The following is a 17,210-nucleotide window of genomic DNA, read 5'->3' on the forward strand; positions in this document are numbered from 1 at the left end:
ATACAAATTTCACAATAATATATTTTATAAGTTCAAAATAAAAAAATCCCCAGGATTACCTGAGGATTTTTTATTGATAAAAATAATATCTTACTTTTTAATGAATTTGGAAGTAAATACATCTTTTCCTTTGTCATCAATTGTAATTACATAGCCACCTTTGATCAAAGCAGAAACATTAATTTTTCCACCATTGATATTCCCGCTGTCTACCAACTGACCCGCAGCACTATAAATTTTATATGCAGCTTTATCAGAAACTTTAGTAATGTTTAACACATCACTTGCCGGATTAGGATATATCTGGATACCATCATTTTTAATAGCAGTATCAGAAGTTCCTAAATTAGAAGCAATGATCACATTATAATCCTCAACTTCTCCGTTCGGGAAACCTCCACATGCAAAAGAATCTGGAATAGTAGCGCCTATACCTGCAGGATTTATCAGAACAGTAACAACTCTCATTCTTAAAGGAGTATTAGTCATAGCACTTGCAGGCACCGTAAAGTTTCCTGTCTTAACTGTAGCTCCAACCGGTAATGCTACCACAGGCATATTTAAAACTCTTTCATTAGCTTCAAAAACCCCATTCTTATTATAATCAATCCATGCAGCCATACCATTAACTGAAGCACCACTGATTGTTGTAGTAACGGAAACACTTATTGAATTAGTACTATTAGGCAACAAAGTAGGTTGTAATGCAGCATTAGTGGTAAAGTTTGAGTATGAACTTCCTACAGTAGTATTATTTACTGTTCCCAACGTTACATTGGAAATATAATTAACTTGTCCACTTGTACTTGATGAAGTACAGTAAGTTACAGCTGAAGTGGTAAAGTTTGTCGAAGCTGAATATGCACCTGGAGTTCCAGAACAAACTGCAGATATCTGCACTTCGTAAGCTGTTCCATCTGTTAATCCTGTTAATGTTACTATTGGAGAAGTAGAAGTTGTTTGTTGCCAAACAGCCTGCCCTACTTTTCTATAACGGATATTATATGTTGCATTAGCTACCGGAGTCCAGCTGATCGTTGCTCCGTTAATTGTAATATTACTTGTAGTAATTCCGGTAGGAGCCGTACCATCACAAGGAGCAAAAGCTTCAACAGTAATAGGCTTCACAGCATAGAAAATATTTCCGATAGCAGAAATTCTCAATTTAATCACCTGCCCGTTCAATGAAGTCGGGAACGTATAAGATTCTGATCCGTCATTAGGTGTTGAGGCAGAAAGCACAGTCCATGTTGTCCCGTTATTTGTTGTATAATCAATTTTAACGTTTGCTACACTGTAAGGAGCTGCTGTAGTACCTGCAACATCCCACTCTATTGGTGTAGGAGTATTGACGTTGGCATATTGTGTATTAACCTTAAATGGACCATTGTTCCCAACAACAACTGTTTGAATATTATAATCTGATTGTTGTTGAGCAGGATTAGTATTATTATCTCTTACGGTTACGGCAAAATTAGTAGTTCTTGCAACTTGTGAAACTGATTCCCATGTATTATTGCTATTATCTAAATATCCATTTAATACAGATTCTAATTTAGGAAAATAACGGGTTGGGCTTGTGGTTGGATTCACAGATCTGAAAGTGGCACCACTACTTGTTGTCCCAAGGTTATCTTTATCTATCTCAACGGAGGCATTATCAATTTCTTCCCATGCATACGTCATAGGATCGTTTTCTGCATCCGTAGCAGAAGCCGTTAATACAAATGCAGTTCCTTTAGGGATGTTATAATCCGGCATATCTGCAATCACAGGAGGATTATTGGTAATTGTAGTTTCTACATCACAAGTTTTATCAATCAGGTTTTCATTAATCTGGTCAATACTTACAATATGGAAATATGGATCAGAATGCGGCTGAACATCAGTAGTAGCTCCGGTGATACCAGCATATCCCATAATGGTAGACCCTGACCCTGGCTCCATATTTGTTCCTGCACTCTCTAAAGAATGAGCAAAGGTATGAGTTGCCCCTAATTGATGTCCCATTTCGTGAGCAACAAAATCTATATCAAACGTATCCCCTGATGGCGGAGCTGCTGCACTAGGATTTACACTCCCTGTTAAAGGAGAAGTAATACCAGACCCCTTCCCATAACCCGCTACAGGATCATAAGTAGTCCCTACAGGGTTAAGGCAAACGCAACCAATACAACCAGCATTTCCTCCTCCTCCGGAAGCGCCAAATAAATGTCCTATATCATAATTAGCCTGTCCAACATTAGTTGCCAGTATATCTCTAAGAGACGTATTCCATGAAGATGGAGGTTGATTGGCATTTGTTACTGTAGCATATGGATCCGACGTAGGATCGGCATAAATAAGCGCCGGATAATTTAATACATTTAAATGCAAAGCAAAATCTTTTTCAAAAACAAAGTTTACTCTTGTTATCGTAGCATTAATTTGCGCAAGAGCCTGAGGTACTCCTCCAAAATACTGGGTATACTCTCCTGTAACAGACATTGCTAATCTTAGTGTTCTATACTTCTTATCATAACTTTTATTAGTAAAGCCTAACTGACTTGATGCAGATTTGCCTTTTTTAAGCAATTCATCGATTTGCTTTACGGAAGATGGAGCTTCTGCTGTACTACATACAAATGCTTTATCTCCTGTTTTTGCTGTTTTAGGATGCACATAGTATAATCCTGTTGATTTGTCTACAGGTTCTACAAATTCATAACTTCCATTATTGAATAACATCGATTGGAAATCATTTGGAGCAACAGAAAATCGGATACTTTGTGAAGGATCATCAACTGCTGTTCCTACATATGAGCCTAATTCATATTGATCAGCAAGCTCTTTCACCACAACAGGAAAACTATAAACATTAAAGTTTTTAATCTTACCATCCAGTGTCGGAATAGAAACAACAACCGGTTTAGCATTACGCCCAGCTTCCTGCGCGTTTTTCAATTGAGATCTTAATTGGTTCAAATCCAATTTGAAATAAGATGCAACAGCCACAGCCTTTACATCACCACCTCTTTTTTTGTTATCTAGTTTAGCAGCAGCTGGCGTCCATTGTGCAACGGCAGAACCACCGACTAAACTACAAAACAAAATAGTAAGTAATTTCTTCATAAATTAATATATTTTTAAATTCACATTTAACAAAAATATAAAATATAGAAGAGATATTTTACATAAAACACAATAAATATACAGATAAACTCAATACAACTAAAAGACTAATTAATTAGTTAAAAAATAACATATTTTTTAAAGATAAAAAATCATATTTAAAAAAATACAAAACACATCATTTTAACAACAATTAACACAAAAGACTTTTATATCACCAGGTAATCATAAAAAACCAACATCCATACAAAAACCCCTATACTGTAAAATATAGGGGTTAAATATTTTAATATAAAATTAATTAAACAAATTCAGTGATTATTATTAATAATATTCAAAAATAAAAATCACCTTTCATTATTTATTTTTTTATAAACTTGAGACTTTCTGAAATAGTATTATCTTTTATTGAAATGATATAAGCTCCTTTCAACAATTCAGCTACCCTTACCTGGTTATTGGTAATTACACCGCTTTTCACAAGCTGTCCAACCGCATTATGAATCTCAAAATTTGCCTTGTTGGAAACCTTAGTAATATTCAACACATCATTCGCCGGATTAGGATAGATCTGGATCCCTTCATTTTTGACGTAAGATTCTGAAGTTCCGAGATTAGATGTTACCATCACATTGTAATCTTCAACTTCTCCATAAGAAAAAGTTCCGCAGGTATTAGCCGCCCCCAATGAAGCCCCGGCACTTGTTGAATAACGAAGGATAACCCTCATTCTTAAAGCCTGGCCTGTTACCGCAGACTGTGGAACTGTAAATGATCCGGTAACAGGAGCAGATATAGCAGCTACTGGGAAATTAAGAACCTTTTCAGAGTCTTCAAACGCTCCATTTCTGTTATAATCTATCCATGCTGCAACTGCATCAGTATCAGGATCACCGATAGTTACAGAAATCGGATAAGTACTGCCTTTAACCAAATTGATCTGTAAAGCAGGGTTAGTTGTATAGTTGGTATAAGAACTTGCCAGAGACGAATTGTTTATATTAGCAACCGTTACATTAGAAATATACTCATATGTAGAATCATTTGCAGAAGAAGTACAATATGCTAAATTTTGTGTTGTGAAGTTTGTGGATGCTGAATAAGTTCCTGTTGTACCACTACAAACAGTAGCCACCTGTACTTCATAAGCTGTACCATCTATCAAACCATTCAATGTAGTATAAGGAGTAGTTACATCCACCGATGTCCATACTGTTTCAGACACCTTCTTGTAACGAAGCTTATATGTAGCTCCAACAACTGGCTGCCACGCAACATCCGCAGAATTTGCTGTAATATTAGAAACAACAATATTAATTGGTGCCGCACTCGTACAAGGAGCAAGAGTAGTAACCATGATTGATTTAACGGCATAAAAAACGTTTCCTATTGCTGAAATTCTTAATTTAATAGTTTGTCCGTTCAGAGCAGAAGGTAAAGTAACGTTTTCTGAACCGTCATTTGGTGTAGTGGCAGCAAGCACTGTCCATGTAGCCCCGTTATCAGTTGTATAATCGATCTTCACATTGGCAACACTATAAGGAGCCGCAGTCGTATTGGCAGCATCCCATTCTAAAGATGAAGCTCCGCCACCGTTAAGATACAAAGTATTAACCTTAAACGGACCGGTATTACCCACGATAATCGTTTGATCGGCGTATTGCGTCTGCTGCTGATTAGCCGCAGGGTTATTATCTCTTACCGTTACTGTAAATTTCGTTGTTCTTGGCACCATGGAAACAGATTCCCATTGGTTATTTGAGTTATTAAGAACCCCTGATAACACCGAGGATAATTTAGGGAAATATCTTGTAGGACTTGTCGTAGGAACTACAGATCTGAATGAAGCTCCGGTAGTAGTAGTCCCCAGATTATTCTTATTAATGGTAACACTTGCATTATCCATTTCTTCCCAGGTATATGTTAAGGGATCATTTTCAGCATCTGTAGCAGAAGCTGTTAAAACGAATGCTGTCCCTTTAGGAATATTATATGTAGGTAAAACTGCAATTACTGGAGGGTTGTTAGCAACCGTAGTTTCCACATCACAGGTTTTAGCTATTAAATTAGCCTGCACCTGTTTGATTGTTGCAATATGAAAATATGCATCAGAATGAGGCTGAACATCAGTATTCGGACCTGTAATCCCGGCATACCCCATAATAGTGGTCCCTGAACCTGGCTCTACATTGACACCTGTTCCTTCAAGACCGTGCGAGAATGTATGATTTCCACCTAACTGATGCCCCATTTCGTGAGCAACATAATCAATATCAAAAGAATCTCCCTGCGGAACATTATTAGCAGGTGAAGTAATTCCGGAACCTTTACCTTCCGGTTCTGCCGTTGTAGGATCTATACAAACACATCCTATACATCCTGCATTTCCTCCTCCTCCGGAAGCACCAAATAAGTGTCCGATATCATAATTAGCATTGCCTACCACCGAAGTCAGTGTATTTTGAAGCTGTAAATTCCAGTTCCCCATCTGAGCTGCAGGAGAATATGGGTCTGTTGCAGGATCTGCATAGATAAGAACAGGATAACTTAATACATTTAAATGCAAAGCAAAATCTTTTTCAAAAACACCATTTACCCTTGTCATTGTTGCATTAATCTGGGCAAGCGCCTGAGGAACCCCTCCGAAATACTGAGTATATTCTCCGGTCACAGACATAGCCAATCTCATCGTTCTGTATTTCTTATCAGAAGATTTAGAGAATGAAGTAGGCTGATGGGCAAAGGATTTCCCTTCCTTCAACAATTCTTTAATCTGTTGCTGAGAAACAGCACTTTCTTTTGTTGAACAAACAAAAGCTCCCTCTTTTTTTGTTTTCGGATGTACACCATATACTGTTTTATCAGCATTTACAGCATCAATGAATTCGTATTGCCCATCCTGTATAATCATCGCCTGAAAATCATTAGGAGCCACAGAAAATCTTAAATATTTACCCGGATCATCCATGCTTACCCCAACATAAGACCCCAGCTGGTATTGCTCTGCAAATTCTTTTGTCATTACAGGGAAACTATACACCGCAAATCTTTCGATCTTTCCTTTCAAAGTAGGCAGTAAAATCTCTACCGGTTTAGAATTAGTACCCATTTCCTGAGCACCTCTAAGTTGTGTTTTAATTTTCTCGAGATCCAGCTTATAGTAATTTCTCACATTAGTGGATTCAAGTTTGTCACTTCTTTCAAATTTAGTTGGAGTCCATTGCGCAAAAGCTGAAACCCCAATTAAACTACAAAATAAAGTAGAAAATAGTTTTTTCATAAATTAATATCTTTTTAAAAATTTGGTTAAACAAAAATATGAAACCAATACATATTTATACTACAAAACATCAATAAAATCAAAAAATTATTTATACTTATAAACTATTAAATGAAAATATCAGGATATTATTGAATTTTTAATAAACCATTCAATCCATAATAAAATCAGTCCTATAAAGCAATTGGAAATCATAATTCACAAAAGCAATTGTTAAATTATAAGTAAAAAAAATACCTCAGTAAACTGAGGTATTTTCTATTGTTCTATTGAATCTATTTTTTAATAAACTTAATTCTTTCTGAAACAGCATTATCTTTTATTGAAATGACATACGCGCCTTTCACCAATTCAGCTACTCTTATCTGATTGTTGGTTATAATACCACTCTTTACAAGTTGCCCAACAGCATTATGAATTTCAAAATTGGCCTTATTGGAAACTTTAGTAATGTTCAATACATCATTTACCGGATTAGGATACACTTGAATTCCACTGTTTTTAATGTTAGATTCTGATGTTCCCAGTACCTGTACTTTTAAAGATCTGCTTTGCGTTGAAGCAAAATGAGATCCGGAAAGAAGGGTTGTTCCTGATAAAGACTTAATATTGTAATATCCTCCATACGGATAGAATCCATCACCAAATTCATCATTAACTGTTAATGTATAACACTCACCAGGACTTAAGGTCCAGTTAAATGTCTTCAGGGCAGGAAGAGCTCCCGTTGATGAATCAGTATAAGGACCTCCACTCTCCACAGTAGCCCCTGAGCTATTCTTTAAAGTCCAGCTTGTTTCAGAACCATATTGATCCAACTGAAGATTAAATACAACATTAGCGTCAGCTCTCACTACAGCTCCCAGATAATTTACTGTGATATTACTGTTAGATGCTCTTTGATCCGTAGTACCATTTACTGATGTTACATTGATATTCATTTGACCACCTAATACATTAGCATCCATTGGTAGTGTAATTATCTGGTATTTATCCTGAGCAAGATTTCCCGACCAGTTGTATGTTTTCGAATTACCATTTACAGAGTAAGTAATTACCGCAGATGTTAATGGGCTTGTTCCTCTATTATATAAAGATATTTTTGGATTTTGAACTGCTGTAGTAGCACAGGTTGCTGTAGCACATTCTCTTTCAAGCTTTACTTCTGCATCATTTGGAAATAAAGGAATTGGCTGATCTGCAATTGAAGTCTTCAGCTCCATTCTTCTTGGAGAATTATTCATTACGGCAGTAATTCTATCTTTTTGATTGATTGTAAAGATATTCATACAGGTATCATTCGTATAATCCATATAGTTCTGAACCATTTCGAATACAGAAGGATTGGTACAACTTGCGATTGCAGGATTACAAGTATAATTGGATGTATGAGCTGTAGGAGTATCTGCACAGAAATCATCACCACAATTTGCATCCCCCCAGATATGTCTTAGACCTAAGAAATGCCCTACTTCATGTGTCATCGTTCTCCCTTTATCATAAGGAGCCCCAAGAAGGAATGTATTATTTACATTATAATCGCTGCTTCCAAATGTTGCATAATTAGCCACAACACCATCTGAATAAGCTTCACCTCCCTGTACATTCAAGCCAGGTAGTCCTGACGAAGAAGGGAACTGCGCATATCCTAACAAGGTATTATCACTAAATTTCACACTCCACATATTCATGTATTTGGTAGGATCCCAAATAGTTGCAGGCTTTACAAAAGTTTCGATATCAGCTCTTGCCCATGAAGCCTGACATAAGTTAATTCTATCAATACCATTCGTAGGATTTCCATTTGGATCTACCTTAGCCAAAGCAAACTGGATTTGCACGTCTGCCCCCACTGCATTATTATTAAAACCAGGAGTTCCCGCAAGTCTACGGTAATCGTTATTCATTACGGTAATTTGAGAAATAACCTGCTCATCAACTATATTAGGAGCAACTCCCAGATTCTGACCATTATGGATAACATGCACCACAACAGGAATTGTAATTATATTACCATTTTGGGATTTATTAGCTTTAGCATTTTGAACCAATGGAGCCAACCATGCTTCAAATTGGTCAGCATTCATTCTGCCAGGGAATTTTGCCTGCAAATAGTTCTCATACTCTACTGTAGAGCATCTTTCAAAACCATGGGATTGTGTAAGTTCTTCAGAAGATTTGCTTACAAAGTCCGCTTTCTTTTTAACAGCTCCATTTTTGCTCTGAGCGCTTAAAGCAACCGTAGCAAATAGAGGTAATAAAAAAAGAAATTTCAAAGTAGTAGATTTTTTCATTCTATAAATTTCTATAAGATTCGCAAATATATCAGTTTAGATTAATATATTTAACTATATTTAAATAAATAAAATAAAAAAATACAAAATGAAAAAAATTATCATATTATTATTCTCAATAACAACATCTATTTTTGGAAGTTGTCACTCTCAAAAAAGCACAGAAAACAAGCATGTTATAAAGAATAATCAGAAAAACGATCTGGAAAAAATTGAATTAATAGAACAAACGCGAGGTACCGATAGAAAAATAACTTTTACCTCAGATTCTATAGTAACGTATCTGAATGGAGAATCAAAGATCACAAAATCAAATGATACACAATGGACAAGCATTGTAAAACAAACCAATTCATTGAATCTGGATAAACTATCTTCCTATACCGCTCCAACAACAGGTCGCTTTTCGGATAGTGCTTTATCTTCAGTAATCATTATTACCTATAAGGGGAAAATATATCAATCTTCCGGATTCGATGCCGGAGCACCTCCAAAAGAACTGGAAGCTCTTTATCTGCTGCTAAAAAAATAAACCTGAAGAAAACTTCAGGTTCAGATATTTTTAAAATTTATAGGCTATATTCCAGGAGAACCCCATATTGAATTTGGACGAACTCCTTCCAAATCCAGGGACAATCATGGGCTGTATATCGTCCTGTTTGGTTGTAAATACCATATATTTAGGCTGGAGGTTGACATCAATATAAAAATTGGATTCAAATAACTGTACTCTTCCTCCTATCACTCCTTCAAGCCAATAAGAAGATTGGGTAGAAGACGGAAAAGCTACAGAAGAATTACTACCTCCAAACCCCCGGACAGGCACAGCCATATACTCCTGAGTATAAAATGATCCTGCTGCCTTTCCTCCGGCATAAAAACCATTAAACTCATTCTCCGGATCCTGGGCTAACATGTAAAAAGCTCCCAGCTTAACAAATGGACCATTCACTTTAGCGTCATATCCGTTTTTCTGGTATACATTTTTTTCAAAACCAGCTTCTGCAATTGCATGTACATTTCCGTTTATTTTGGAAGATATAAAACCTTGGTACAGTTTTCTATCCGAAAAAAAGGCACTCCCAGTATTGAGAAGATCCAAACCAACCATAAAATTTGGTTCATATTTCCATTTTTCTTTTTTTTCCACAGACTTTTTCTGCTGAGCAAATCCAAGCAGGCTTATGCTAAAAAAGAAGGTAAAGATTAGTTTTGTCTTCATTCTCTATATTATTTTGTCCTATTTCAACTTTCTTTACCGGATTGCTCGGTGTTGGTGAATCAGAGTTCAGGTTTTCATATGTTTTTTTCAATCCACATCCTGGAGATACATATGTAGATTTAGTGGTATAACTTATCCTTACCTTTGACTCAGTCCCTTTGTCCGCTAACCGGAAATATACGTCTGTATAAGGGGAGTCGTCAACCCTTAATGGAATGAGTCTTGAACTTATTTTTTGCTGTTTTCCCAACTGCACTTTTCCGTTTCCATAATCTACGGCTACGTAAAGAGAGTCTAATGTTATGATTTTGTCATTATCTGCATTTTTAAAAGCAATTTTAATTCGTGGCGTACCTTCACCACTCTCACAGATATCATCATCTCCGCCACAGGAGCAAAGCATTCCCAACATCAGGGTTAATAAGAGAAATTTAAAATATTTCATAATAATATTTAAACTCAAATTTAGGTAAATTATTTCTTTATCAGCAATGCAATATTCTCCACATGGTGGGTTTGCGGAAACATATCCACAGGTAATATCTTAACAACCTTATATTGATCTTTCATCAACGCAAGATCTCTTGCCTGGGTAGCTGAATTACAGCTTACATAAACCACTTTTTCAGGGGAAAGCTTTAATATTTGTTCTACCACTTTCTGATGCATTCCGTCTCTCGGAGGATCAGTAATCAACACATCCGCCTTTGGATGATTTTCGAGAAATTCATCATTAAAGACATTCTTCATATCCCCACAATAGAATGTACAATTCGTAAGACCATTGAGTTCAGCATGTTCAATAGCTGCATCAATAGCCTCCTGAACAGATTCTATACCTATCACCTGCTTCGCCTTTCTGGCCACATACTGTGCAATAGTACCTGTTCCCGTATAGAGATCATAAACTACTTCATCTCCTTTCAGATCTGCAAATTCCAATGTCTTTCTATATAACTCTAATGCCTGCTTATAGTTGGTTTGAAAAAAAGATTTAGGCCCGATTTTAAATTTCAGCCCATCCATCTCTTCCATTAAAAATCCTTCTCCGGAGTAAACATTAATATCCAAATCGTAAATCGAATCATTTTGTTTTGGATTAATTGCATACACCAATGTTTTGATCTGTGGAAACTGACTCAATAAAAATTCAAAAAGCTTCTCTCTGTTTTCAGTTTCTTCCCTGTATAACTGAAACAAGACCATCCATTCTCCCTGGGAATTCTGCCTCATCATCAGAGTTCTTAAAAAACCTTCCTGATTTTTTACATCAAAAAAGTCCAAACCATTTTCAACAGCATAATTTTTTACGGCTAAACGAATTGCATTGGACGGGTCTTCTTGAAGAAAACATTCTTTCAGGTCTAAAATCTTGCTCCACATTCCCGGAATATGAAATCCTAAAGCATCTTTATTTCCAAAATTTTCTTCGGAACTGATTTCGTACTGAGTAAGCCATCTTGCATTGGAAAAAGAAAACTCCATTTTATTTCTATAATAATATTGCTCTTCAGCACCCAGAATTGGCAACGTTTCAAAGTTCTCTATTCCTCCTATTCTCTTAATATTATTATATACCTCTTCCTGTTTAAAATCCAGTTGCTTTTCATAGCTCATATTTTGCCACTTGCATCCTCCACAAGTACCAAAATGAATACACTTTGGATCTACTCTGTACGGAGAACTTTCCACAACTTCTACAGCCTCTGCTTCGTAATACTTAGACTTCGATTTCTTCACCCTTGCATTTACCACATCTCCCGGAATAGCTCCTGAAACCAATACCGTTTTGCCTTCTTCCGTTCTACCTATGGCAACTCCTTTTGCTCCGGCTGCTATTAATCTTATATTTTCAAGAATAATATTCTTCTTCTTTTTCATCCGTAATTTCTATTTTTTCTATCTGTTCTAATGTAACCTTACGGTTTCATTTTGCAAAAATACAATAAAAAAAACCTTATCCTAGGACAAGGTTTTTCATGTATGTTAAAGTTTACTATTTTGTTGGAGCCGGTTGAGGATTCGCAGGTTGCGGATTTACTTGCTGAGCAGAAGGATCAGCTCCCAAACCAGGTTGTAATTGTACATTCGGATTAACTTTTGGCGCAGAAAGTCCGGTTAATTTATCCAGTATCGTTACCAATTCAGGTTCTCCAAGATTTACAAAAGATCTGCTGGCAATTTTACCGTCTTTATCAATAATTACAAAACAAGGTAACTTGAATCCATAAACACCGTATTTTTTAGCAATATCAGAGTTGAGTCCCCCATCACCATAAACATTCGTTCCTGGAATTCCTTTCAATAAAGAATTGCTTGTTTTTACAAACTGATCTTTTGTATCGTCAACATTTACAAATACAAAATTCATTTTTGATTTATAGAAATTAACAACTTCTTTTAGTACCGGTACAGCAGCTTCACTGATATACGGATTCCATGAAGCATAGAAAAACAGCATATAAGGTTTTCCTTTATTTTCAGAAAGCTTATAGGATTTTCCATCTTGCTTTATTAAAGTGGCATCTGGCGCTACTTCTCCGATTTTAACCCCATTTACAGCTATCTGAATCTTATTAAGGTCGTTTTTAATGGTTGCATCTTTGATATCCTCATCAATAATCTTCTTGATTTTATCCGTCACCTTTGCCGGTGATCCAGGATGGATATCAGACTGAGCCATAACAAATGCTAATAGATAGTCTTTCGTAGTTTGAGAAATATCCTTTTTTGTTTTTAAATACTGAGCAAATAATTCAGAAGTAGTGATGTCTGTTTTATTTTTGCTGTTGGCTTCAGCATATTTTTGAAAATCAGGACTCATTTTAGCCAATAAGTATTGTCTGTAGTAAGGATTTTCCTTTATCATAACATCCTTATTTTCCTGAAGTTTATTTTCATAATCAGTGAAAGTCTTACTGGCTTTAAAAGATGGATTTCCGGGCGTTTGGCCTTGTCTCATTTCATACTGATTGATGATGGACAACAAAGTGCTGGAAAGATCATTCTTCTTCCAATTCACTACCTCGCTGTCAGGACTAAATTTTTTAACGTTTTCCTCAATATTATTATTGATATCCTTTTCAACTTTCTGAATACCCTGCAGAAATCCCTTTTCATCTTTCATCATCAGCTCATTCATATTAACTGTTTGAGCGTAATTGGTAAGATATTTTTGAGTTGCCGTGAAGAAATCATTATTCTTTTTTGCATCACCTGTAATTACATAATCATTCGGAAAATTCATTCCGCTACCTGAAATGTTAAGTGTTTGCCCTCCTTTTAGATATACCAGATTTTGTTTTCCGGCGTAGGAAATAAGATACATCCCGTTTTTTGGAGCCTCAAAACTCCCTGAGAATGTTCCGTCATTTTTCACTCCAATGTTTGCCAACGGTAATGTAGCAACTCCTGAAGCTTCAATGAACTCTATTCTTTCCAATGGAGATCCACCTGTGATTTTTCCTTTTACTTCAACTTTTTTAGAGCAAGACATTACAAATATTGCAATGATAAACAATAAAAGATATTTTTTCATTTTGATTTTTATAATTAAACAAAAATAGGTTTTTCAGTATTACTAAATACAATTTAATAGTACTTTTTATGAAAGATTTAACTAAAAAAATCGCCATCCTATAAGGAGACGATTTTTTCTATTTACTTTAGCTGGTGTTATCCTTTATCTACCAGTGCTGCCATATATTCTCTGTTCATTCGTGCAATGTTTTCCAGAGAAATTCCTTTAGGACATTCTACTTCACAAGCACCTGTATTTGAACAGTTACCAAATCCTTCTTCATCCATAGCCTGCACCATGTTAAGAACTCTTCTTTTCGCCTCAACTCTACCCTGAGGAAGTAAGGCAAACTGAGAAACTTTAGCTCCAACAAATAACATCGCAGAACCATTTTTACATGTAGCAACACAAGCTCCGCAACCAATACATGCTGCAGCATCCATTGCTTTGTCCGCATCATCCTTAGGAACAAGGATTGCATTAGCATCCAATGTGTTTCCTGAAGTATTCACAGAAATGAATCCACCTGCAGCCATTACTCTGTCAAATGCACTTCTGTCTACCATTAAGTCTTTAATTACCGGGAAAGCGGCACTTCTCCATGGCTCAATAACGATTGTTTCACCGTCTTTAAACATTCTCATGTGAAGCTGGCAAGTTGTGATACCTGTATCAGGTCCATGCGCTCTACCATTGATATAAAGAGAACACATTCCGCAGATTCCTTCACGGCAATCGTGATCGAATGCGATCGGTTCTTTTCCTTCGTTAATTAAATTTTCATTAAGGATATCCAACATTTCTAAGAATGAAGAATCTGTTGATACATCCGATATTTTATAGGTCTCAAACTGACCTTTGGTTTTATTATTTTTTTGTCTCCAAATTTTCAGCGTAAGATGTAAGCCTTTTTTTGCACTCATAATTTTATATTTATAGGTTGGAGATTATTTGTAGCTTCTAGTTTTAACCTCAATGTTTTCATATATCAGGTCTTCTTTATGCAGAATTTCATTATTGATATCTGCTCCCTGATATTCCCAGGCTCCAACGTATTTGTAGTTTACGTCATCTCTTTCAGCCTCTCCATCCGGAGTTGAGTGATCTTCACGGAAATGTCCTCCACAAGATTCGTTTCTATGTAATGCATCGATAGCCATTAACTGTCCAAGCTCTAAGAAATCAGCTACTCTGAAAGCTTTTTCAAGCTCAGTATTCATTCCTTCTCCTTCTCCCGGAACCTTTACATTTTTCCAGAAATCGTTTCTTACTTCTTCAATTTCTTTTATCGCTTCTCTTAAACCTTCAGGAGTCCTTCCCATTCCTACTTTGTTCCACATAATGTTTCCTAGTTGCTTGTGGAAATGGTCTACAGAGTGGGTTCCTTTATTATTTAAGAAGAAATCTATTTTCTCTTTAATTCCTTTTTCAGCTTCTTCAAATGCTCCTGTATTCGTAGGAATAGCTCCTGTTCTGATATCAGCAGAAAGATAATCTGCAATGGTATAAGGAAGAACGAAATATCCGTCCGCAAGACCTTGCATTAATGCTGATGCTCCAAGTCTGTTTGCTCCGTGATCAGAAAAGTTAGCCTCACCAATTACGAAACATCCAGGAATTGTTGACTGAAGATTATAATCTACCCAGATTCCCCCCATTGTATAATGTACCGCAGGATAAATTTTCATCGGTGTCTTATAAGGATCATCTGCGGTAATTTTTTCGTACATAACGAATAGGTTACCATATTTTTCCTCCACCCATTTTTTTCCTAAATCATAAAGCTGCTGATCTGTAGGATTATGAATATGCTTTTCAATTGCTGCTTCTCTACCTTTCTTCATGATCTCTGTAGAGAAATCAAGATAAACACCTTCTTTGGTATCATTATTTTCGATTCCATAACCAGCATCACATCTTTCTTTAGCAGCTCTAGACGCAACGTCTCTAGGTACTAAGTTACCAAATGCAGGATATCTTCTTTCTAAATAATAATCTCTGTCTTCTTCTTTTATATTTTCAGGTCTTAATTTACCTTCTCTGATTGCAACAGAATCCTCTATCTTTTTAGGAACCCAGATTCTTCCTGAGTTTCTCAAAGATTCGGACATCAAAGTTAATTTAGACTGTTGTGTTCCATGAACAGGAATACACGTCGGGTGAATCTGTACATAACAAGGATTTGCGAAATACGCTCCTTTCTTATGAATTTTCCATGCTGCGGAAACGTTTGAACCCATTGCATTAGTGGAAAGGAAATAAACATTTCCGTATCCTCCAGATGCAATAACCACTGCGTGAGCAGAATGTCTTTCAATTTCTCCGGTAACAAGGTTTCTGGCAATAATACCTCTGGCTTTTCCGTCTACAATAACAAGGTCCAGCATCTCATGACGGTTGTACATTTTGATTCTACCTTTACCGATCTGACGGCTCATTGCAGAATAAGCACCTAACAATAACTGTTGTCCTGTTTGCCCTTTTGCATAAAATGTTCTTTTTACCTGAACACCACCAAATGAACGGTTGTCTAACTGGCCACCGTAATCTCTCCCAAAAGGTACTCCTTGAGAAACACACTGGTCAATAATATTGGCAGATACTTCAGCCAATCTGTATACATTAGCCTCTCTAGCTCTGTAGTCACCACCTTTGATAGTGTCATAGAATAATCTATAGGTAGAGTCACCATCACCCTGGTAATTCTTTGCTGCGTTAATACCTCCCTGCGCTGCAATAGAGTGTGCTCTTCTTGGAGAATCCTGGTAGCAGAATGCCTTTACATTATATCCCTGCTCTGCTAAAGTAGCAGCTGCAGAACCTCCGGCCAAACCAGTACCTACAACAATAATATCAATCTTATCTCTGTTGTTTGGTGCAACAAGGTTCATATGGTCTTTATGATGCTTCCATTTATCCTTAAGAGGACCTGCTGGAATTTTTGAATCTAATTTACTCATACTAGTATAGTGATATTATTGAGTTATAAAATGATAAATCGCGATGAAAATAAATCCAAAAGGAATAAGGATTGAATACCATGTTCCTATCGCTTTAATTACCGGAGTATATTTTGGATGTCTTGCTCCAATTGACTGAAAAGAAGATTGGAATCCGTGAGCAAGGTGTAGTCCCAATAAAACAAATGAGATTACATATAAAGCTACTCTCCAGATATCTGCAAACTTTTCATGCAATTCCGGCCAGAAACGCTCTGCATCAGGTGCAAGCACTTCTACGTACTTATAATTGATTTCGTGAATCCAGAAATCATAAAAGTGAAGCGCTAAAAAAGCTAATATAACAGCTCCGGAAATGATCATGTTTCTGGACATCCATGTAGAATTCGCAGAAGCATTGTTGGAATCATATTTAATCGGACGCGCTTTATTATTCTTAACTTCCAAAACAAATCCCATAATAAAATGGAAAAGTACTGCGAAACCAAGAATAGGTTGCATTAAGAATTGAACAAAAGGATTATACCCCATAAAATCGGACGCTGTATTGAATGCATCTCGATTTATAACAGATAATAAATTTGTTGTTAAATGCAGTATAAGAAAAATCAGCAAAAACATAGCTGATAATGCCATAGCATATTTTCTACCTATTGTAGAACTCGTTAAACCTGCCATATTAAGTTTAAATTTGAATTTCTACAAAATTAGGAAATGTTAACAATACTGAAAAGTGAGAAATCTCACTATTAGCCAGTTTGTAATCTTTCTAAATAAGATTGTAAAAGCTTAATAAATAAGCGAAAATCAGAGAATGACAAGC

11 protein-coding genes are annotated in these 17,210 nt (G+C 36.2%); 1 reads left to right on the plus strand and 10 read right to left on the minus strand.

Annotation, left to right across the window (positions count from 1 at the left end; all coding sequences use genetic code 11):
• Positions 1-90: 90 nt before the first annotated feature.
• The 3 genes from MTQ00_RS13375 to MTQ00_RS13385 form a co-directional block, all read right to left on the minus strand.
• Positions 91-3,111, minus strand: a complete 3,021-nt coding sequence (locus MTQ00_RS13375) for a reprolysin-like metallopeptidase (protein ID WP_273649636.1) — start codon at positions 3,109-3,111, stop codon at positions 91-93.
• Between the two features lie 361 nt (positions 3,112-3,472).
• Entirely contained in the window at positions 3,473-6,391 is a 2,919-nt protein-coding gene (locus MTQ00_RS13380; RefSeq protein WP_273649638.1) for a reprolysin-like metallopeptidase, read from the minus strand.
• Between the two features lie 275 nt (positions 6,392-6,666).
• Positions 6,667-8,685 carry a M43 family zinc metalloprotease gene (locus tag MTQ00_RS13385; protein ID WP_273649640.1) on the minus strand — a complete coding sequence of 673 codons (2,019 nt, stop codon included), beginning with the start codon at positions 8,683-8,685 and terminating at the stop codon, positions 6,667-6,669.
• Between the two features lie 88 nt (positions 8,686-8,773).
• On the opposite strand from MTQ00_RS13385, the gene MTQ00_RS13390 reads away from it, so the two are divergent.
• Complete coding sequence (locus MTQ00_RS13390) at positions 8,774-9,217, plus strand: hypothetical protein (protein ID WP_273649642.1); 444 nt, start codon at positions 8,774-8,776, stop codon at positions 9,215-9,217.
• Between the two features lie 30 nt (positions 9,218-9,247).
• On the opposite strand, the gene MTQ00_RS13395 is transcribed toward MTQ00_RS13390, so the two are convergent.
• The 7 genes from MTQ00_RS13395 to MTQ00_RS13425 all read right to left on the minus strand — a co-directional run bounded on the left by MTQ00_RS13395 (position 9,248) and on the right by MTQ00_RS13425 (position 17,065).
• Positions 9,248-9,907, minus strand: a complete 660-nt coding sequence (locus tag MTQ00_RS13395; RefSeq protein WP_273649644.1) for a DUF6048 family protein — start codon at positions 9,905-9,907, stop codon at positions 9,248-9,250.
• Positions 9,873-10,352, minus strand: a complete 480-nt coding sequence (locus MTQ00_RS13400; RefSeq protein WP_172280742.1) for a DUF6452 family protein — start codon at positions 10,350-10,352, stop codon at positions 9,873-9,875. The genes MTQ00_RS13395 and MTQ00_RS13400 overlap by 35 nt, the downstream gene beginning before the upstream one ends.
• Before the next feature lie 29 nt (positions 10,353-10,381).
• Positions 10,382-11,788: a 23S rRNA (uracil(1939)-C(5))-methyltransferase RlmD gene (rlmD, locus tag MTQ00_RS13405; protein ID WP_273649648.1), complete on the minus strand. Its 1,407-nt coding sequence runs from the start codon at positions 11,786-11,788 to the stop codon at positions 10,382-10,384.
• A gap of 115 nt (positions 11,789-11,903) precedes the next feature.
• Positions 11,904-13,445 carry a TlpA family protein disulfide reductase gene (locus MTQ00_RS13410; protein ID WP_172280745.1) on the minus strand — a complete coding sequence of 514 codons (1,542 nt, stop codon included), beginning with the start codon at positions 13,443-13,445 and terminating at the stop codon, positions 11,904-11,906.
• Positions 13,446-13,582: 137 nt separating this feature from the next.
• Positions 13,583-14,350, minus strand: coding sequence for a succinate dehydrogenase/fumarate reductase iron-sulfur subunit (locus MTQ00_RS13415; protein WP_172280747.1), 768 nt, complete (start codon positions 14,348-14,350; stop codon positions 13,583-13,585).
• A 24-nt stretch (positions 14,351-14,374) separates the two neighbouring features.
• Positions 14,375-16,387 (minus strand): fumarate reductase/succinate dehydrogenase flavoprotein subunit, encoded by a 2,013-nt coding sequence (locus MTQ00_RS13420; RefSeq protein WP_172280749.1) that lies wholly within the window; start codon positions 16,385-16,387, stop codon positions 14,375-14,377.
• A 15-nt stretch (positions 16,388-16,402) separates the two neighbouring features.
• A complete protein-coding gene (locus MTQ00_RS13425) occupies positions 16,403-17,065 on the minus strand; it encodes a succinate dehydrogenase cytochrome b subunit (protein WP_172280751.1) in 663 nt (220 codons plus the stop codon).
• Positions 17,066-17,210 lie beyond the last annotated feature (145 nt).

The sequence above is a fragment of the Chryseobacterium sp. B21-037 genome, from assembly GCF_028570785.1.
GTDB classification, from domain to species: Bacteria; Bacteroidota; Bacteroidia; order Flavobacteriales; family Weeksellaceae; genus Chryseobacterium; species Chryseobacterium proteolyticum.